This window comes from Bradyrhizobium embrapense (assembly GCF_001189235.2).
Classification (GTDB): domain Bacteria; phylum Pseudomonadota; class Alphaproteobacteria; order Rhizobiales; family Xanthobacteraceae; genus Bradyrhizobium; species Bradyrhizobium embrapense.
Window position 1 is genome coordinate 304,970 of record NZ_LFIP02000007.1, and the last position, 19,923, is coordinate 324,892.

The 19,923-nt window shown below is 58.8% G+C and carries 14 protein-coding genes and 4 pseudogenes; 12 read left to right on the forward strand and 6 right to left on the reverse strand.

Going from position 1 to position 19,923, the window contains the following annotated elements:
* Positions 1-1,316: 1,316 nt before the first annotated feature.
* A pseudogene (locus tag AKN83_RS38840) lies at positions 1,317-1,898 on the forward strand (transposase); the annotation flags it as partial.
* A gap of 1,378 nt (positions 1,899-3,276) precedes the next feature.
* Here AKN83_RS38840 and AKN83_RS40035 read toward each other — a convergent pair.
* Both AKN83_RS40035 and ccrA read right to left on the reverse strand, forming a co-directional pair.
* Positions 3,277-3,471 carry a hypothetical protein gene (locus AKN83_RS40035; protein ID WP_157113612.1) on the reverse strand — a complete coding sequence of 65 codons (195 nt, stop codon included), beginning with the start codon at positions 3,469-3,471 and terminating at the stop codon, positions 3,277-3,279.
* Between the two features lie 352 nt (positions 3,472-3,823).
* Positions 3,824-5,104, reverse strand: a complete 1,281-nt coding sequence (gene ccrA / locus AKN83_RS28555) for a crotonyl-CoA carboxylase/reductase (protein ID WP_050399912.1) — start codon at positions 5,102-5,104, stop codon at positions 3,824-3,826.
* Between the two features lie 1,163 nt (positions 5,105-6,267).
* On the opposite strand from ccrA, the gene AKN83_RS40040 reads away from it, so the two are divergent.
* The 5 genes from AKN83_RS40040 (at position 6,268) to AKN83_RS40045 (ending at position 10,238) form a co-directional block, all read left to right on the forward strand.
* Positions 6,268-6,687: a hypothetical protein gene (locus tag AKN83_RS40040; RefSeq protein WP_157113613.1), complete on the forward strand. Its 420-nt coding sequence runs from the start codon at positions 6,268-6,270 to the stop codon at positions 6,685-6,687.
* 542 nt (positions 6,688-7,229) lie between these two features.
* Positions 7,230-8,606, forward strand: coding sequence for an MATE family efflux transporter (locus AKN83_RS28565; protein WP_050399914.1), 1,377 nt, complete (start codon positions 7,230-7,232; stop codon positions 8,604-8,606).
* A 446-nt stretch (positions 8,607-9,052) separates the two neighbouring features.
* Positions 9,053-9,184: a hypothetical protein gene (locus AKN83_RS41815; protein ID WP_283807413.1), complete on the forward strand. Its 132-nt coding sequence runs from the start codon at positions 9,053-9,055 to the stop codon at positions 9,182-9,184.
* Between the two features lie 205 nt (positions 9,185-9,389).
* Positions 9,390-9,764: an IS21 family transposase gene (locus AKN83_RS28570; protein WP_050399915.1), complete on the forward strand. Its 375-nt coding sequence runs from the start codon at positions 9,390-9,392 to the stop codon at positions 9,762-9,764.
* Between the two features lie 102 nt (positions 9,765-9,866).
* Positions 9,867-10,238 (forward strand): hypothetical protein, encoded by a 372-nt coding sequence (locus tag AKN83_RS40045; protein ID WP_157113614.1) that lies wholly within the window; start codon positions 9,867-9,869, stop codon positions 10,236-10,238.
* Positions 10,239-10,359: 121 nt separating this feature from the next.
* On the opposite strand, the gene AKN83_RS28575 is transcribed toward AKN83_RS40045, so the two are convergent.
* On the reverse strand, positions 10,360-11,568 hold the full coding sequence (locus AKN83_RS28575) for an IS3 family transposase (protein WP_083992296.1): 1,209 nt from the start codon (positions 11,566-11,568) through the stop codon (positions 10,360-10,362).
* A gap of 90 nt (positions 11,569-11,658) precedes the next feature.
* Here AKN83_RS28575 and AKN83_RS28580 point away from each other — a divergent pair, with 90 nt between their 5' ends.
* Complete coding sequence (locus AKN83_RS28580; protein ID WP_050399916.1) at positions 11,659-12,315, forward strand: transposase; 657 nt, start codon at positions 11,659-11,661, stop codon at positions 12,313-12,315.
* Positions 12,316-12,760: 445 nt separating this feature from the next.
* Entirely contained in the window at positions 12,761-13,783 is a 1,023-nt protein-coding gene (locus AKN83_RS28585; RefSeq protein ID WP_157113615.1) for a radical SAM protein, read from the forward strand.
* A gap of 878 nt (positions 13,784-14,661) precedes the next feature.
* Here AKN83_RS28585 and AKN83_RS28590 read toward each other — a convergent pair.
* On the reverse strand, positions 14,662-15,123 hold the full coding sequence (locus AKN83_RS28590) for an SET domain-containing protein-lysine N-methyltransferase (protein WP_050399918.1): 462 nt from the start codon (positions 15,121-15,123) through the stop codon (positions 14,662-14,664).
* Positions 15,124-15,710: 587 nt separating this feature from the next.
* Here AKN83_RS28590 and AKN83_RS38845 point away from each other — a divergent pair.
* A pseudogene (locus AKN83_RS38845) lies at positions 15,711-16,051 on the forward strand (IS66 family transposase zinc-finger binding domain-containing protein); the annotation flags it as partial.
* A gap of 83 nt (positions 16,052-16,134) precedes the next feature.
* Here AKN83_RS38845 and AKN83_RS28595 read toward each other — a convergent pair.
* A pseudogene (locus tag AKN83_RS28595) lies at positions 16,135-16,305 on the reverse strand (transposase domain-containing protein); the annotation flags it as partial.
* Positions 16,306-16,340: 35 nt separating this feature from the next.
* On the opposite strand from AKN83_RS28595, the gene AKN83_RS42280 reads away from it, so the two are divergent.
* From AKN83_RS42280 to AKN83_RS41445, 3 genes are all read left to right on the forward strand, one after another.
* On the forward strand, positions 16,341-16,784 hold the full coding sequence (locus AKN83_RS42280) for a DUF5372 family protein (protein WP_283807414.1): 444 nt from the start codon (positions 16,341-16,343) through the stop codon (positions 16,782-16,784).
* Positions 16,781-18,595: a recombinase family protein gene (locus AKN83_RS28600; protein ID WP_244522140.1), complete on the forward strand. Its 1,815-nt coding sequence runs from the start codon at positions 16,781-16,783 to the stop codon at positions 18,593-18,595. The genes AKN83_RS42280 and AKN83_RS28600 overlap by 4 nt, the downstream gene beginning before the upstream one ends.
* Before the next feature lie 76 nt (positions 18,596-18,671).
* Complete coding sequence (locus AKN83_RS41445; protein WP_244522143.1) at positions 18,672-18,836, forward strand: hypothetical protein; 165 nt, start codon at positions 18,672-18,674, stop codon at positions 18,834-18,836.
* A gap of 19 nt (positions 18,837-18,855) precedes the next feature.
* Here the strand turns inward: AKN83_RS41445 and tnpC are convergent.
* Positions 18,856-19,923: pseudogene (tnpC, locus tag AKN83_RS28605) on the reverse strand (IS66 family transposase); the annotation flags it as partial.

Here is a 19,923-nt window from a genome sequence, read left to right on the forward strand (position 1 = left end):
GCGCGGTATCTACCGTGTTGCCTGCAGACAATCATAGCGAGAAAACACGAGCTTTTGTTCTCAAAGTTGCGGTGCTGAACTGCAAGATTCCATCTTACCGACGGCTATTAGTAGAAAAGCATCTTCCCCCTGTGACGACAAGAAGAGCGACGTGGTAGCTTTGGCGCATTGAAATCATCTTGATAACGGACGTCAGCGAGATATTCCGTCGCGCGAAGGGGCCGGCAGCGTGCACGGGTGCCATACCGCCAGACGTTCGCGCGGCCATCGCTGCATATCTGCGCAGTGGCTGCCCAAAGTCATCGTGCCGACGGTTGTTCGTCCGCACACTCACGCCGTGCATCGGGTTTGCTTCCGGATGTGCGATCAACATGACCGCCAAGGCCGCCCTTGATCGCGTTGGTATCGGCGGTTGCGCACACCTCCGGCCCCCTATCTTCCGGCACAGTTCGGTTCTCCGATTTGGCACGACCTTGTCTGAGATCGGGCAGTTGGTGTCGGCAGCATTGCCCATTCTATTGCCAGCTTCGTCATGATAATCTTGGCCTTGCGCGCTTCACAAGAAGTCGACGAGCTGACGGGGCTGTGCTCGTACTTGTATCCAAACCCTTGTGCATGCTCAGATACTTATCGAGTGCGGCGCGCAGATTGGTCATGTCACAACTCCCGGCCAGGGCAGGCTTCTAACGCACCGGCATGCTGCCGGGATGGAAGCGCGCCAAGCCCTACGTCTACAGCGACGGGGAGATCGATGCGTTGCTGGCGGCAGCGTCGGCTCTGCCGCCAATGGGCGGGCTGCGCTGATGGACCTACTATACCCTGTTCGGGCTGATCGCCGTGACGGACATGCGTATATATCCGAGGCGATGGGCCTGGAGCGTGATGATGTAGCCGGCGTGCTGACGGCCCGGCTGACCAAGTCATGGCTCGTGCCATTGTATCCGACGACGAGAACCGCGTTGGGCTACTACGCCCACCGGCGCGACTCAATGCTCGGATCATGCTGCGGCTCGACCTTCTTCGTTGCCGAACAAAGTCCGCCTGCTGCACGTACGTCATCGCGTCTTCGGGCGATTGTCCCGAGAGATCGGGCTGCGGCGCCGAGGTGATCGTACCGGGCCACGCGTGCACGACTTCCGTCATCGCTTCGCCATCCGGACGCTACTCGATTGGTATCGAAGGCAAGGACGTCGAGCAACACAGTGTCTTCACCTACCTCGGCTACGCCTGCGTGCGTGATAACCTACTGGGATTGACCTGCCACTGCGTATTCCCTCCAGATGGAGTTAGAGTCCGGTCCGCGGAAGGACGGGTAGATGAAGCGAGCAAGGTTTTCGGAAGAACACATTATCGCGGTGTTGAAGGAGCATGAGGCTGGGGAGAAGACGACTGACCTGGCTCGCAAGCATGGGATCTCCGAGGCGAAGCGACAGAAGGCCTTTGAAGAGGAGAACGCGAAGCTGAAGAAGCTTCTGGCTGAGCAGATGCTCCATGCGGCCGCGCTTCGCGAGCTTCTTTCAAAAATGGTAGGGCTCGCGACCAAGCGCGCTGTGGTCGCGCATCTACAGGCCGTCATGAGCCTGTCGGAACGGCGGGCCTGTTTGATCAATGCGCAGATCGGAAGTTGATCCGCTATCGCTCGAGCTGCCCTCGAGAGGCAGAGCTGCGAGGCCGCTGCGCGATCTGGCCCACGAGCAGCGGCGTTTCGGCTACCGCCGGCTGTTCGTCCTGCTGCGGCGAGAGGGCGAGCCATCGGGCATCAACCGGATCTACCGGCTTTATTGCGAGGAAGGACTCGCCGTCCACGAGCGGCGGGCTCAGCGGAAGGCTGTGGGGATCCGGGCCCCGATCCCGGTGGAGGCAGGCCCAACGCGCGCTGGTCGCTGGACTTTGTCCATTCGCCAATTCCGACCACGGCACCGAGTTCACCTGCAATGCCAGCTCGCCTGAAGGACGCCACCGTCGACTGGCACTTCATCGGCCCGGCAAGCCGATGGAGAGCGGCTTCATCAAGCACTTGGCGTACAAAACTCCGAAACTGCAGGTCAGTTTCTCTCGGCCTGCCCCGAGTTGACGGATCAGCGCGGCGTCTCGATCGGCGGTGGGAGGTGATGCCATGAAGCTCGCCTGCAATGTCGCCACGTTGATCGAGCGCCTCTTTACCGAGCGCCCTCATGCGCCAGCGCAGTGTTAGCGGCAACACGATCGCCTCCTACAAGGACACGTTCCGGCTGCTGCTCATCTTCGCAAAGGCGCAGCTGCGGAATCCTCCATCGGCCTGACGCTTCACCGATTGGACGCAACTTTCGGCGCGTTCCTAACAGATCTTGAGGTAAAGCGCGCGCCAGCCCAAAGAAGCGTAACCTGCGTCTGATCGCGATCCGATCCTCCTTCAGGTTTGTGTCCTTCGAGGAGCCGGCACACAATGCGCTGATGCGGCGCGTGCTCGCCATACCGAGCAAGCGGCACGATAAGCGACAGGTGCTCTTACTGACGCGCTCCGAGATCGAGGCGGTTCTCGCGGCGCCCGATCGACGACGTGACTTGGCCGCCGTGATCACACCTTGATGCTAGTCGCGCCCTGGCGGAATCAGTCGAGACGACGCATGCGTACCTGCAAGCCCACCTCGCACCGAAGAAAGCGCCGCCCTGGCGACGCTCAAGCCGTACGAGCGCGGCACGCGAACTCGCTTCCAGCCGAACGACCGCCTGCTCGCCTTTCTGAACGACGACCAGACTAGGAATGGGGCAACCGTGCACGCGATCGACGGTGCCAGCGTGACAACGACGTGTCATATCGGATTGTTCGGCATAGTTCGGTTGTCGATCCGCGAGCCTGACTGACCGATGTACTGGCGCAGCTTCCTGACCATCCTGCCAACCAGGACGCCGACCTGCTTGCGTAGGCTTGGAACGCCGCTTAACGACTCAAGACCGCCGCGGGAGCGCTAAAGAGCGCGTTTATACGCCACGGTCAGGGTCTTCGTCTGGCCGTACCCTGACAAGCTCCTCAAGCGATTAGGCACTATTAGTGCCGTCGCTCGATAGGATCAGGGCCCAACTTGCTGACCGTCCCAACGAAGTGTCGGCCGACACGGCTACGCCCCGCCGCCAGTCTTTCCGCAATCAGATGTCCACGCATTGAGGCCCTACATCGCCGCCGAATACAGAAGCACGGCACTAAGTCCGCCACGACGTTGGAATCAAGCTTTATGCGACCATAGCTTTAGGAAGCGTTGGAACATGACACAGCGCGAGGCTGGATAGTGGATCGCCTCAGCCAGTTTTGCCGGAGATCCGCGGTAAGGTCTGCTGCCAGAAGAAGAGAACTGCGACAATCACCTTGCTGGCGCGCGGTAACGCGAGCGTCAGCTTTGACCGCGCACGGTTTTCTCGACTTGCCTGCTGTGTGACGAGCCGCCAGCCAATGTGAGACATCATTGCAGCGATCGGATCGCGCGAGCTTGTCATGGGCGCCATAGCCATCGACTTTCAGGATGTCGCGATAATTATTATTGAGACGGCGGACCGCGCATTCGCCAGGCCATCTTCGAAGCTATAAGCCACCATCGGGGACCGCTGCGGCCAACGTTCGATCATCTCTGGCATAGGCCCATAAGAAATCCGCCTTTGCGAGTCAGGAGCCGGGAGCGAGTGTCGGCAAGGTGGTTTCGTCGGCAAAGACCCGTACGGCTTCCTTGACCTCGCTGCGATGTCGTCGGCCAGATCTCCAGCTCGAAGTCGAGCTAGCGATCCATTGCGCCATAAACTGCCGGTTGAGCTCGACCTTGTCGCTTTCATGTAACCACCAGCAGCTTCAAGCCTATTTGGTTGGCTCCGCGGCACTCGCTTGAACCAGAACCGCCATGTTACCGGGTTGGTGTTGATTCCTCCACATTTTCTCATGTGCACGCGGAATATCAGCCCAGGTGAAGACCTCGGACAGGCAGGGATTTATGCGCCGATCAACAACAAGCCGATTCGCTTCCCACACTTGATAGAGATTGGCGAAGTGACTGCCCTGGACTCTCTTCTGCCGCATCCAGATAAAGCGCGCATCCAGTGTGAGGTTGTAACCTGAGGTCCCCGCACAGAAGACCACCATTCCGCCTCGTTTCACGACGAAGCAACTGACGGGAAACGTCATCTCTCCCGGATGCTCGAAGACAACATCGACGTCATTGCCCTTTCCCGTAATTTCCCAAATGGCCCTGCCAAAGCGGCGAGCCCTCTCCATATAATCGTCGTATCTACCGGACTCATCTATATTGGGAAGTCGGCCCCAGCAGTCGAAATTTTTGCGGTTTATGACGCCTTTGGCTCCCAATGACATCACGTAGTCTCGCTTCGACTCGTCAGACACGACACCGATAGCGTTGCCGCCCGCTACGGTTATGAGCTGAACCGCCATCGAGCCAAGGCCGCCAGCCGCCCCCCATACTAAAACGTTTTGACCTGGTCGAATGACGTGTGGGCGATGACAAAACAACATCCTGTATGCAGTGCCAAGCGTGAGTGTATAACAGGCGCTCTCCTCCCAGCTTAGTTGAGTTGGCCGGGGTAGCAGCTGGCGCGTTTGAACGCGTGCGAATTGAGCAAAAGAACCGTCCGGAGTTTCATAGCCCCAAATTCGGTGAGAAGGCGACAACATGGGATCGCCACCATTGCACTCGACGTCGTCGCCGTCATCCTGATGGCAATGGAGGACCACCTCGTCGCCGACCTTCCATTTCCTCACGCGGTCGCCGACCGCCCAAACAATTCCGGCAGCGTCTGATCCGGCAATATGATAGGATTGCCGGTGAACATCGAAGGGCGAGACCGGATGCCCGAGAGCTGCCCAAATACCATTGTAATTTACCCCGGCCGCCATGATCATAACCAGGGCGTCCTCTGGCCCTATTGTGGGCGTATGTACGACCTCTAATTTCATTGCGGACCCTGGATCGCCATGTCGCTCCCGCCGTATCACCCAAGCATACATGTGCTTCGGTACATGACCGAACGGCGGACGTTCTCCAATCTCGTAGAGATCTTTTACGACAGGGAGGGTGTGGTCAGCCACGAGCTGACCGCAGCCGCTGTGCTGATCGGTGCCGCCCATGTCTATCTCGATTCAAATGAAAATGGGCCAAGAGGAAATGGACCGTGGGAAAGAAGGCTTTCCGTTGGCCCAGTCTGAGCGCGCAGCATTTCTGCGGTCGAGGAGTCGCTGCGTCGATCAGTATTTGAAGGTTTTAGCTGATGTTGCATGCCGAATTCCTTGTTAGTCAGCTTTGATCCACCGACAGTCATGAAGCAAGCCGTGCCATGGTTCCGTCATCTAGATCAATGACCAAGATTCGTAGTTGACCGCGACGCAAATCTTGTATGTCGCCCCACAATATATACGCAGAAAAGCGCGCGCTTCCCGCCCATCGAATTCGTCGCATTTCATCAGCTTTTCGAGGCGTGCACAGCGCGTCATAAGCCCAGTCGCGTTCCACAGGCAGCCGAAAAACAGTTTCTTGGGCAGCGCTATGATTAGATTGCGGCCAGTAACCAGACAGAGGAAAGTCCGGCTCATTTGTACAGGTCAGGTCGCGGCATTTCCGCGCCGTTCATGAAATTTCATCCTGGTCAGTCGAATGAGTGAAGGCGCTTTCCGGAACCACGAAACCATGGGAGCACTGGAAGGCGGGCCTAGTGTAATCTGGTTGCGAAACCGCGGGCCCCTTCACCGAAGCATAGGACGACTTCATCACCGGCTCTTTTCTTGGAAGCTACAGCAATTTCCTGGACGGGTTGAATGAAGCTCTCATCAATCACGTCGATGTTCGCCGCTTCGTTGCTGCCAAGCACCAGCGCTTCAATGCATTCATTTAGATCAATTGCGGAGCATTTGGCTGTGCTCCGTTTTTCCGACCCAGAAGCACGCGTGCCTACCATGGTTTCTGTAGAGCGGACTCTTTATCGGTTTTCCCACACAGGGCCCTTCAATCGGAGATGGATGGGCACGACAGCGGATTATGATGCCGTTCGCCTGTCGTATCTACCCTTGATGCTCGCTCAAGAATGGCGGTGTCGTGCATCATAAGGACGCAATTGGCATCTGGCGTTGTCAGACATCATGGATCTATCCCTCACGATCTCATCGTGTCCGCCGGTAGGCCCACTGGTGGCCCGGGCTAACCTCGAGGCCGCGTTGGGCTGCCAGCGACTTCGTTTAGGCGGACGACCTCTGGCTGAAGAAGTCGGTGCACGGTCGCGCACATTAAGACGGATACGGTGATTTTATTGAACTGGTTTAATAGCTTGTTGGTCGCAGGATTTCGAAAGACGGTACTCTTCTCGACAGGCTATTCGGGCAACAAGAACAAGAATCTGTCGGCATGCCAGCCGGACGGCCAGTCGCTGCGAAGCTGCTGGTGGAAGCATGTCGCCCACAACGAGCGTGCCGCCACGACATCAGCTCTGTGGATAGGCAGCCAGAAAGCAAATCCGGAGTCCGCTGACGGAGCTGAAGGCTCATACTGCCGCGGTAAGCAACAATGCGCGACGGCACTGACAGTCACCAGCACTGCGACTATAATCGTGGATTGCGCAATGCGTCCCGAGGTCTCAGTGCTGCCAATCAACGTGATTGCAGGGACGCGGCTGGTGGCGAAACCTCTGGTTCGTCTGTCACTCGCGATTCACGAAGGCTGAGAATACTGGAGCTTGGCAGCGGATTACCGCGGCATAGTCCGGCATCGTATCGAGCGGTCGCCAGTGCTGCGGCGGCGTTTTCGTCCACTCGCATCTTCAGCCATTGGCCATTAAGATGGCTTTCAATTTGCACATATTTTTGGCGGTCACGCGGCGTTTCCGGCAAGTTGACAGACGAGACACTACTACTTTGATGCCGATTGTCGCGTCTGTGACATGTTATCCGTCGACAACAGTTTCGCTCGATCCAATTACCCTTACAAAAACGAGCTTTCGCAGTTGGCACGAGCTTTGAAGAGGAGGTGACATCCTCCATCTCATGCTCAAGGATGCCGGCCATGAGACTATCGCCACGTAGTCCACATATGCGTCTCGTGCGTATTACATTGCGCCGGCACCTGTCCAAGGGCAACACCAATTTGGGAGGGGCATGTCGGTGATGCAAGGGACCGTCTATTCACCGAATCAAACCGAGCAGCACGATTTCCATGGATAGCCGAAACAGAACGGATATCGGCGCTACACCAAGCACTCACGTACCGATGGCTGGCCATGATCTCGCCGTCGAACTAAGCGAAACCGCGAAACTCGCTTTGCCGATGGTGCTAACGCATCTTGGGCAGGTCGCGATGATGACCACCGATCTTGCCTTCATTGGGCGGATTAGCGCTGAGGCGCTCGCCGCGGCAGCGCTGGCCACTAGGGTCTATCTCGTTAGCTTCACCTTCGGCGTAGGTTTGCTGGTTGCTATCGCACCCTTGGTGGCTCAGGCGTTTGGGGCGGACAATCTAGCCGTGGCACGGCGCTCGCTCCGCGCGGGGCTATGGGCGGCACTGATGCTGTCGTTTCCGATCATGGCCTTTGCGTTGTCCGGCGAGCGAATATTGCTCGCTCTTGGTCAGGCGCCTAATGCGGCGCGACTTGCCCAGCAATATCTGTTCGGGCTTGTCTGGGGCGTGTTGCCAGCGCTAGGCTTTCAGGCCTTCCGTAATTTCATGGGCGCGGTCAACCGGCCTGAGCCGGTGTTGTTGATCACAATCGCGGGCATGCCGGTCAACGCCTTGCTTGTCTGTCTGCTAATCTATGGGAAGCTAGGCCTGCCTCGGCTGGACCTGTTTGGGGCTGGTCTTGCGACCACCTTGGTGAACTGTGGGATGTTTTTGGCTGTTTTGTGGTTCGCGATAGTGCACCGCTCCTTTCGCGAATACCACCTACTCGCACGACTATGGCGTGTAGATTGGCCCTTGATGCGGCAGCTGATCGTGATTGGAGCGCCGACGGCAATCGCCTCCTTGCTTGGATACGGGCTATTCTCGGCCGCAGCGCTTCTGGCGGGTCTGATCGACACCAACGCGCTTGCCGCTCATCAGATCGCCCATCAGGTCGACGTGATCCTGGTGATGATCCTTTTCGGCATCAGTATGGCGGCGACGGTGCGCGTTGGCCATGCGGTGGGCCGCAACGACGGTCGTGGCGTAAAGCGGACGGGTCTCGTCGCAATGCTGATCGGTGTAGCGATTGCTGCAATTTTGACGCTTATTGTGATCGTTGCGCGCTTTGCGGTCGCCAGGTTGTTTCTGGGCGAACCGACCGGCGATGCCAAGACGACCACTGCACTCGCTGCAAAGCTCCTTTTGGTCGGCTCGAGCTTCTTTGTCACTCAAGCCGTCCAGAGCATAGGGGAAGGTGTCCTGCGCGGAATGAAAGATACGAGGGTACCGCTCGTGTGCTCCGGCGTTTTTTGCCTAATCGGCTTCTCCCTAAGCTACCTGCTTGGTTTGAAGTTAGGCCTGGGCGCCATTGGTATCTGGATTGGCCTATCGATCGGAACGACCGTCTACGCTGGGCTCCTTGTTATGCGATTCCAGCTGCTGGCAAACAGGCTTACTCGGGCCCAGGCGACGAGAACAACACCATAGTCTGCCGATGTCCGTCGAGAGCCAGGGCAGGCCTCGATACACTTGCGACCTGGACGGTGTCCGCTGATTCCGGATGCGAGAAGATCGACCTCGCAGCGCACAAAGTCTGGTCGCAGGACAACGACCCTGCCTCCGCCGCTAAGCGTCAGAAATAGTCGGACCTTATCAACCATCCTTGTAATAGGGCAGCCGGTTATGGTCGGAGCAGCCCGAGGGGAATCGCCTGTCGCGGTTAGCCCGCAACAGGCCACGGCGATCGAATCGCACCCATCCTGCGTAGTTTGTGGCTGCCCCGTAGCAGTACCATGCGCAACATTCGTGAAGTTCAACGCTTGCACTACAGTGTCGGCATGTCGCAACGCGCCGCCGTTGCCCGCAACCTGGGTCTGACCCAGGGGACGGCCTGCAAGTACCTCAATTGAACTCGCCGCGACGGCCTGATCTGCATGTCGCCGCCGGAGTTGGATGAAGACGTCCGGCTCGAGAACCGCCTGTTTCCGCCGCCTTCCGATCTGCCCAGCGACGAGCGGCCGCATCGCGAGCTGCGGTGCCCGAACGTCGCGTTGATGCTGTTGTAGGAGGAGTATTGCGACGCAAACTTTCGACAGCTTAAGCTATGCGTGGTTCTGCGAACGCTGCAAGGAGCGGGCCGGCCGCCTCAAATCGACCCTGCGCCGGGTCCATGTCGCCGGCGAGAAGCTGTTCGTCGACTATTCCGGTCACACCATGGAGGTGGTTGACGGGCTCGGCCGCGAGGTGCGTAACACGTAGATCTTCGTCGCCGTGCTCCGCGCCTCAAAATACACCAACGCCGAAGCCAGCATCACCCAGGGCCTGCCGGACTGGATCGCCTCGCACGTTCGGGCCTTTGCCTGTTTCGGCGGCACGACGCGGCGGATGGTGAGCGAGAATCTGAAGGCTGCCATCACCCTGGCCTGCTTTCACGAGCTGATGGTCAACCAGACCTATGCCGATCTCGCCCGCCATCACCGCACCGGCATCATCCCGGAGCGACCGTATCGTCCGCGCGACAAAGCCAAGGTCGAAGTCGGGGTCCAGATCGTCGGACGATGGATTCTGGCCTTCCTGCGCGACCGCCGCTTCTTCTCGCTCACTGCCCTTAACGAAGCGATTTACGCGCTCCTTCGAGCTGAATGATCGACCGCTCCGGATCCGGGGGCGAAGCGGGCGCGATCTGTTTGAGGAGCTCGATCATGCGGCCTTCACCCCCGTGCCGGATGAACCGTACGAGTATGCCGAGTGGAAGCACTGCGGGGTCAACGTCGCTTATCACGGCGAGATGCTAAGCACTACTACAGCATTCTCTCACAACCTCCTGCATCAAGAGGTTTTGGCCCGGATGACCCAGAAAACTGTCGAGATACCCTGCGCGGCAAGCGGGTGGCGTCGCATCTGCGCAGCACGCTGCCGCATCGCTCGACCACGATTTCCGAGCATATGCCGCGTTCGCATCGCATGCTGATCTCTCCTGTAGTAACTGCGGCCACGGATGTTGGTGTGGAACAGGATGGGCGCCTCCTCGGCGGGCGGAGCGTTCCCGTCAGTGCCGTTCTTGAGGATGGCGGCGACCGATTTGCACTAACGGGCGTTGAGCTGAAGGCGACCGCGTAGGCGGCGTCGACGCGCTCCTGGCCATAGCGGCCCCACCATCGATCGCTTGCACGGCTGGCGAAAAGAAAATTGGTGCTATAACCGATCCAGGTCAAGCATTCGGCCGGTGGAGTTGCCCCCGTTAGACCGGACACTCGGCTAGTTTGAGTGATGCAATGTACTCCCGGGGAGAGCGGTAGCCCAGCCGGGAGTGCGGGTGTTCTGAGTTGTAATCCTCCATCCATTGGTCGATCCGCTGCAGCGCGGTGCTCGCATCAGGGACCGGGTTCACACGAACATAGTCACGCTTGAAGGTCTTCACGAACGCCTCGGCCATGCCGTTGCTCTCGGGGCTTTCGACCGGCGTGAAGCAGGGCTCGAGGTTCAGGGCCGCGGCAATCTCAAGGGTGCGATAGGCGGCGAAGATCGATCCATTGTCGGTGAGCCATTGCACTTTGCGTGGAGCCCGTATGTCGGCGAACCGCTGCTCGACACAGTGTACCATCATGTCCCGGATCATCTCGCCGGAGATCCCAGCCGTTGTGGCCACCCAGCCGATGATCTCGCGGTCATGGCTGTCCAGGGCAAAGGCAACCCGCACGATCTCGCCATTCCAGCAGGTGAACTCAAGCGCGTCCGAACACCAGCGTTCATTGGAGCGGCTCGTCATGATCGTTCCGTCATGGGCTCGTGGGATGCGGCGCCCCGTATGCCGGGCCAGCAACAGGCCGCTCTTCTTCATCAGCCGGTAGACGCGCTTGGCATTGACAGGATCGTGGCCGGCGGATCGCCGCTCGCGCTTGAGGAGCGCGGCGATCCGCCGGTATCCATAGCTCGGGCGGCTATCCACCAGGCGCCGGATGTCAGACGTGAGCTCCGTATCCCCGGCGCGGGTCTGGGGACCACGCTTAGGACGCTTGTCACCCGCTCGCTCAACCAGGTTGGAACGGGCGACCCCGAGGGTCTCAGCGATCCGTTTCACCGGCGATCGCGACAGCAAGGTCGGTTTTTTTACCCGTGCAAGGTCAAGAGCCTCCTTGAGGATCTCGACCTCCATGGTCTTGCGGCCCAGCAGGCGTTCGAGGTCTCGAACCCGTTCCTCCAGCCGCCGGACCTCGGACGCGGCGACCACATCCTCGTCGGCCCGCACCGCTTCCTTGCCCCCTTCACTCATCAGCCGTCTCCATCGGAAGACCAGGCTCGGGGAGAGCCCATGGCGACGAGCAACATAGCTGATCGACATGCCCGGTTGCAGCGTCTCGTTGACGACCAAGAGCTTCTGCTCCGTCGTAAACCGCCGCCGGCGGGCAACGCCGGTGATCACTTCCACCTTCGAAAACGTGTCGGACATAGGCGTATGCCTAGGACTAGGCCTAGCTCCTCCGGCTAACGCCGGTGTCCGGTCAAAACGGGGTGCAGTTCAGCCGGTTGCATCTGCGGCGTGCCAAAGAACGATGTGCTGGATTCGTGTCGGTCGCACCTGGCAGCAGCGATAGACCAAGTCAGGGAAGCGTCCGATCCGCGCCTCGCGGAACTGGCAGAACAACTCACCTTCGTCGAGCATGAAGACGACATCAAACGCTGCAAGACCAGGCTCGAACACATCGATCAACCGGCCTTGCAACGTCTGGTGCTTGGTGACAGTGCCGGGCTGAAGGCATGGCGGCTTGCCCAGTTCCCTCACCTTGCCAGGCAAATGCGGGCTCACCCCGATCTCGCTGCCCGCCTTGATTTGGTGCTCAGCATTCCTGGCATCGGCGAGCGCACTGGCGTTCGGGCTGTTGATCTGCATGCCGCGCTTGGCCAGATCAGCCGTGAGGAGGCCGCAGCGCTTGCAGGTCTTGCGCCGTTAGACAAGGACAACGGCCAGTACAAGGGCCAACGTCGCATTCCCGGAGGCCGAGCCAGACTTCGCCGCTCGCTGTTCCGCTCTCCCGGTGGCGTTCCGCTGGACAAAGCGCTCATCGCGCTCCCCCTGACGGCCGCCGGAACGGCCCACAATGCAGCCCTCATCGCCTGCGCGCGAAACCCGCTGATCTATGCCAACACTGTTGTCCAGCGCGGAACGCTCTGGCTCGAAAGCACCATCATGATTTGATGATTGCTACGGCGCTGGTGTTGGCGTGGAAGAGGCTGTCAATCGAGGCGCTGGAGCGGAAAGCCGATCTGAAGCTGCCATTAGGGGGCGCTCACTTTGCGATCCCCGGCACCACAACTCTGTTTGCGGCGCTCTACGTTAGCCACTGCCCAACGCAGTGCATGCATTATAGCTGCCGTCAACGATCAGTTGCTGGTGACGATCCGAACCTGCAATCCCGTTCGATAACGCGTACATGAAGGGAGAATTGCGTACGCAATTCGCGGTTGTCTGCTGCGCGGCGCTATAAAGGCGACGCGTCGAGCGGAGCGTGCTTGTGTATGTAAGCAAACTCCCTAATGGCTACGAGTGTGCGACATTTCGCTCGAAAAACTATAGGCATTCCGGCCGGATCGAACCGGCATAAATCGTGCTTCACCCCGCGCGAGAAAAAAAGGAATTCGTCATGCCACTCGAAACCGCGCCTCTCATTATCGAGCACGTGAGAATTTGCGCATCTTTTCACTGTAACCTTCATTGTGAGCACTGCAGTGCGTCTGCAAAGTATCGAGGTCAATACAAAGGACGCTTGGCGCCATTTCAGCTATCTGTCTGGGAGATAACAAATTTCATAGATTTCTTAATCGACAGGCATTTCCTCAGAAAGGTGTCTTTAACGGGTGGCGAGCCTCTTCTCAAAATCGTGTTTCCGCGCTGCGCAGCCGTGATGTTCCATGCGAACAAGCGAGGCCTTGAGGTCCAGCTGAACACGGTAGGGGGCGGTCAAGTTCCGATTCGTGATGTGGTCTCGCTCTTTGACGATCGCGAGAAGCTAACTTTCCAATTCAGTTTTGATGGTGCAAAGAGGGAGACTGTGGACCGGCTTCGCCGGAAGGCGGGCGTTTACAAGTCTTCGCTCCGTCAGATGGTCGAGGGAGTCAATTGCGGCGCCTTGGTGCAAGCTAAGATGGCTGCCTATCGGCACAACATCGGCGAGGCGCTGAGCGCCTATCGGTTGCTGTCATCGATCGGTGTTAATTCATTCAGAATCAAGCCGATGTTCGCCTCAGGTGCCGCCCTCCACAACGAGGTTGCGCTTTTGGGTTCAGCGGAGGAGATTAAAGAGCTGCAGGAAGCTCTGATCGCAATGGCTGCGCAGAGCCCAACACGTCTCGAACTGCTGCCGCCGGTTTTCGTTGACGCCGCGCAGCAGCGGCCGAACGTTAGGTATGGTAGATGCGACTGTGGTGTCGCCTCGGTCTACCTCTCTACTAACGGCGACCTTTATCCCTGCCCCAGCGTGATCGAGGCTCTCGACCGCCACGAATTCCTCGTCGGTAACGTCCGATCGCCTGGATTTGACCTAGAGGTGGCTTGGCGAACCGCGCCGGCTCTTAAGAAGTACCGGCGGAACAGCGACTGCGCCCAATGCCCGACGCTGGTAGCTCTTTTGAAGGATGTCCAGAACCGTGCGCTTGCCTGCGCATGATCCCCAATGCATGATCGAAATCGTCTCAATTTCTGTGATTCTCGATGGTTGGGGCAACGTCTCGCCCTCTTTAAAGCCGCCGGGTCGACCCGGGTCAGCCCTGATCGTATCCGGAGTTCTGATCGTGCTAGATGCGAGAGCATATCAGAAGACATGAAAGAAGACCTCGTGCTCGTCCGGTTATGTCCCGATGCCGAGCTATATTCCTCTAATCGAAGATGCCGAGGTAAGCGGCGAGTTAGCAAACTGCGTTGTAACGGCGCCGCCCTGAACGCATAAACAAAGTGCAATATTTCGCACCAAAGGTATCGTCGCCATCTCCAACGACTGCCATCGCTTGGGTGTTCCATCACTGATTGTCGACCGGCCTCCTGCTTCCTCCTTGTGCCAGATCGTGTCCGGCCCAAAGTCAGACCCCGACGACCCCGCCTCGTTAGCGTCCGACGTCCTGCCGCCGCCCAAACTGGTGAGGTACCGACAAAGCAAAGGTCGACCCGTACTTCGCGCTTAGCAAGTAGACCCATCTGGGCAGAGGTGTTCGGCACGCGGCGCGCACGCGTTGCCGTGTTACGCTGCAAGTTGGTCTATTGCCGGACGCTGAAGGATGATCGAGGTGACTGCAAGCTCAATCATCCGCTATCGAACAGTTCGTCTAACTCGCGAAGCTAAGGTGCGGAGCGATCGTGGATCGCGACCGTCGCCCATCCGCAGTCATTCGCGCCAAGTACGTACCGGACATCACATTACACTTACGGGCCGGCTGGACACCCGCTCTCACCGATCAACCCGCGCCCCTAGGGGTTTGGCGCCTGGTGCAAAAAGTGAAAGGACGGTGCGCAGGCACAAGCTTATTTCAGCCTGGTCTCATTCCTTTCATCTTAGTCGATAAATCTGATACTATGAGGATAAGCTGAAATATTGACATAGCGATGAGTTATCTCCTCATCGACTTCTATGTCCTTTGTTGCTATGATGCTAACCCACGTGCCGGACTGTTCATCGGTCCACAGTCTTTTTGCATTTGGGTTTGAAGAATGGTTCATTAACGAGCTCAAACCAAAAACAACGTAGCCCGCCAGAGGATCCTCTCGGAGACGCCGATCCTCCCGCACGAAGTAGTATTCCAACATCTCCGTACAATCCAGCAGCTTGGCTGCAGCATCATCAAAACCCCACGTGGGAGCGCGATCAACTACATCTCCAACCTTGAACCGAACACTTGCAAATACCCCGCGACCTTTTTGTGGTATGATTTTAACATACAAGGCGTTGCTGCGATCAAAGACCTTGTTGCCCTCCGAGTGGTCCTTTTCGGCGCTGAGCATGAACCGTTCCTTCATTGTGTTCACCAATTGCCGCTACACCGCTAGCCTTTTTGTGGGCGGTCGGTGCTTCACTATTAGCTAGCCCAGACCTTTAACTAGTCGCTGTGGTGCGTTTCTGTATGTGATACCTTTGGACTGTGGCGCCCGATGCGCTGCACTCATGATAGGCGATTCTTTAACGCTAGAAAACTTGAGTACCTAACATTCTCGCTGACAGCTCTCCGTTCATTAACTCACTTCAAGAGTGAGAATAGATTACCCCCAAGCTCCCGACACCTACCTGAGAAGGTAGTTAGTAGTAGGGGATATGACCTGCTCCCTTGAAACGCCCCGATTTTAAGCTAGGGTCCTGTTCTCCAGCGAGGAGACGGACTTGCCGCAAGCACGCATTAGCGATGCGACGTTCTACGATTGGCGGTCGCCCATGGCGGTATGGAGATTTCCGACGCCCGCAAGCTGAGTATCTCTCCGGCGAAGGCAGCCTTGCGTAGTTTGGGAGGAGGTTTGAGGATTTGGCCTTAAGTCTAGCTTTAAGGTCACGTCGGGAATGCAGGTCAATGTGTTGAGCGCCGAGCGTCGGCGGCGATGGAGTTACGACGAGAAGGACGACGACGGTGCGGGGCTTTACCCGCAAGCGCGCTGAACGCCAGACCTTCCCCGAGCACCTTCCCCGGGAGCGGGTGGTGATCGACGGGCCCACGGCTTGCGAATGCTACGGCAGCAACCGTCTGCGCAAGCTCGGCGAGGACGTGACCCGGACGCTGGAAGTGGTACCGCGCCAGTGGAAGGTGGTCGAGACGGTCCGGAGATGTTCTCCTGCCGCGACTGCGAGAAGATCAGCCAGGCCCCGGCGCCATTCCATGCCGTCGCACGGGGATGGGCCGACCCGAGCCTGTTGGCTATGATCATGTTCGAGAAGTTCGGCCAACATCAGCCTTTAAACGTAAGCGTCGTTCTCAGGCCACGGCTTTGAGGGATTGCGCGCGATAGGCCCAAGGAAGCAGCGTAAGCAGCAAGCTGAGGCCGTCAGGCGGCGTGGTTCCATGGCATAAGCGCGTCGAGTTTGCTGCTCGGCCAACCGTTGGCGATACGCTGAAGCGTTACGGCGAGCCAGGCGAACGGATCGACGTTGTTCATCTTCGCCGTCTGCAGCAGTGTTGCGATAGTCGCCCAGGTTTGTCCGCCGCCGTCCGAGCCGGGGCCATAATGCCGGGTTTCTGACATTCGAAGCAGTGATCGCCTATCCATACCACCCGCTGACTGGCCGAACGGTCGTGGTGACCGGCGATCATGAGCACGACGGTGTTCATTATTTCTTGATTCGGCAACCGCAGGGCGGCTCCTTCCAGGTGCCGGGCTGGATGTTTGATCCGGCGGCATGTTCGACGGAGATTGTAACGGTTCCGCGCCTTCCCGTCAGCCAACTTCTCGAACTTCGTAGTCTGATTGATCAGACCGTAGCCTGTCGTCCGGAGGAAGTAAGCCCCGGAGGATTCGGCGATGAGAAGGCAGTGTCGTACGCAAATGGATCTGTTCCTTCCCCTAACCCAGCCCAGCGACATGAGAGGCGCCGAACGCCAAAGGGCGCTGGCGCTTCTGCGAGCATTGCTGACGGAAGCGGCGACGAAGCCGGCCAACGAACCTCAGGCCAGCGGCAAAAAGGAAGCAAGCAATGAGTAAGGTCACGCCTGCACACCTGGCTCGCGCCGCTTTCGTGTATGTCCGCCAATCGACAGTGTATCAGGTCGTCAACAATCTTGAGAGCCAGCGACGCCAGTATGGCTTGGTCGAACGCGCGCGGCAGCTCGGCTGGGAGGACGTCCAGCTTGTCGATGATGATCTCGGCCGATCCGGTGGCGGAACGGTCCGACCGGGCTTCGAGAAGCTGCTGGCCGCAATTTGCGAAGAGCGGGTTGGCGCCGTGGTATCGCTCGAGGCATCACGCCTTGCCCGGAACGGCCGGGATTGGCACACTTTGCTGGAGTTCTGCGGCCTGGTCGGCACACTGATTGTCGATGAGGAAGCCATCTATGATCCACGCTCACCCAATGACCGGCTATTGCTTGGTATGAAGGGCACCATGAGTGAGATGGAGTTGTCGATCTTCCGGCAACGGTCCCTTGAGGCCATGCGCCAAAAGGCGCGACGAGGCGAACTCCATTTGACCGTCGCCGTCGGCTACGTGAAGACGGATGACAGCCGTATCGAGAAGGATCCTGATCGGCGCGTCCAGGACGGCATCTTGTTCGTCTGCCGCAAATTCGCTGAGCTCCAGTCAATCCGGCAGGTGCTGCTTTGGCTCAGGCAGGAGAACGTTCTCGTTCCAGCGATCGTGCAAGGTCGTGGCAAACGCCCGGTCGAATGGAAGGCACCCGTTTATCACACGCTATACCACATGCTGACGAATCCGGTTTACGCCGGCTCTTACGCCTACGGTCGACGGGGGACACGTGTGACGATCAAGGATGGTCGCAAGCGGATCATGCGCGACACGCTCCGGCGCAATTGGAAGGATTGGGAGGTTTTGATCCACGACCATCATGAGGGCTACATTGCCTGGACTGAGTTCGAGAGGAATCAGCACCTGATCGCCGACAACGCCAATGGGAAGAGCTATATGGGGCGCGGCTCTATAAGACGCGGCGAAGCCTTGCTGCCGGGATTGTTCCGTTGCGCGCGCTGTGGCCGACGCCTGCACATCCACTACACTGGCAAAGGCGGTAACACACAGCGATATGCCTGTCGCGGAGCGTTCGGCACCAAAGCGGCCGACAACTGTATCGGCTTCGGCGGCATGCGGGTCGATCGCGTCATCGCCCAGGAGGTGCTGGATCGACTGCAGCCCCTTGGGATTGAAGCGGCGCTGGCCGCGATGGAAGCCCAGAGCGTGCATCATTGCGACAAGCGCCGGCACATTGGGCACGCAATCCAGCATGCTCAATACGAAGCCGTCCGAGCACGGCGGCAGTACGACGCCGTCGATCCTGATAATCGGCTGGTTGCCAGTGAGTTGGAGCGGCGCTGGAACGAGAGGCTGGTTCAACTGCGCGACCTGGAGGCCCAGCTTGAGACCCTCAAACAGACGCAGCATGCTCCGGCGCTTTCCGCCGCGGATCGCGCGAGGCTAATGACTCTCGGCAAGGATTTGACCAAGGCGTGGAACAGTCCTGGGGCATCCATCGAGACACGCAAGAAGATCATCAGGCAGCTTGTCAAAGAGATCATCGTCGATGTCGTGGGCGACACATTGGCGCTCATCATCCACTGGCAAGGCGGCGATCATACCCAGTTGACGGTCAAAAAGAACAAGATCGGACAGACCCGCTGGACGGTAGAACCCGATGTCCTCGATCTTGTTCGAGCATTGGCGAGGCAATTATCGGACACGGCAATCGCTGCGATCCTCAATCGGTCTGGCGAGTTGGACACGATCCAGCGTCTGCAGTCTCCGGAACACCAACGGCATTCCTGTCTACCGCGAAGGTGAACGAGCCGAGCGCGCCGAAGTGACGTTGGATGAAGCCGCCGACCTTCTGAAGGTAAGTCGCACGACAGCCTTTCGGATGGTCCGCAGTGGCCCCCTTCCGGCCCGGCAACTGTGCGGCGGGGCGCCCTGGATTATCCAGCTCGCCGACCTGCAGCGGGAAGCTGTGTGTCGCGAAGCCGGTGCCAGACGATCACGTCGCCCGATATCTCGAGATCCGCAGCAAAATCTCCTTCCTTTGTAAGGGCATTACCAGATGAGCAGTATGTCGCGCCAACGTCGGAGCCTGCGAACAGCGCATTTTTCCGATTTAGCGTGATCGGACGGATCGAGCGCTCGACGGCGTTATTGTCGAGCTCGATACGGCCATCATCGATGAACCGCGTCAGGCCTTCCCAGCGGGAGAGCGCATAGCGGATGGCGTCGGCCAACTTGCCCTTTTGGCTGATCAGCGCGAGCTTTGCGCGGAGCCATCGCCCGAAGGCTTCGGCCAGCGGGCGGCTTTTCTGTTGCCGAACGAGACGGCGCTCCTCGGCGCTGCGGCCACGCATGTCCTTTTCGATGGCATAGAACTCGGCGATCTGCTTGAGCGCCTCGCTTGCAATGGGCGCGGGACCGGGTGTGGCAAGTTCGTAGAAGTTACGCCGCATATGCGAGCAGCAGAACGCAAGCTGAATATCGCCACGCTCGGCGAGCTTACCATAGCCGGCATAACCATCGACCTGCAGGATTCCCTTGAAGCCTCCGAGATGGACGATCGGTCGATCCGCCTTGCGATCGGGGGCATAGACATAGACGACGCCTGGCGGAGCGACACCGCCCCATGGCCGGTCGTCTGCCGCATAGGCCCAAAGCTGACCGGTCTTGGTGCGCCCGCGGCCCGGATCGAGCACCGGCATCGTCGTCTCGTCGGCGAACAGCTTTGGCCGTTGCCTGAGCTTGCCAAGTAGGCGCTCATGCAACGGACGCAGGTGGAAGGCTGCCTGTCCCACCCAGTCCGCCAACGTCGAACGATCGAGCTCAATGCCCTGGCATGCGTAAATCTGCGCCTGCCGGTAGAGCAGCAGGTGATCATCGTATTTGGAGACCAGCACCTGGGCGACGGTGGCCTCGGTCGGCAATCCGCCCTCGATCAGCTGGGCCGAGGCCGGCGCCTGTATGACGCCGTCCTCGCAAGCACGGCAGGCGTATTTGGGACGCCGGGTAACAAGGATCCGGAACTGCGCCTGGACCAGGTCCAGCCGCTCGCTTCGGTCCTCGCCGATCCGGTGTAACTCGCCTCGGCAGCAGGGACAGGTCTTGTCATCGATATCGACAATGACCTCGATCCG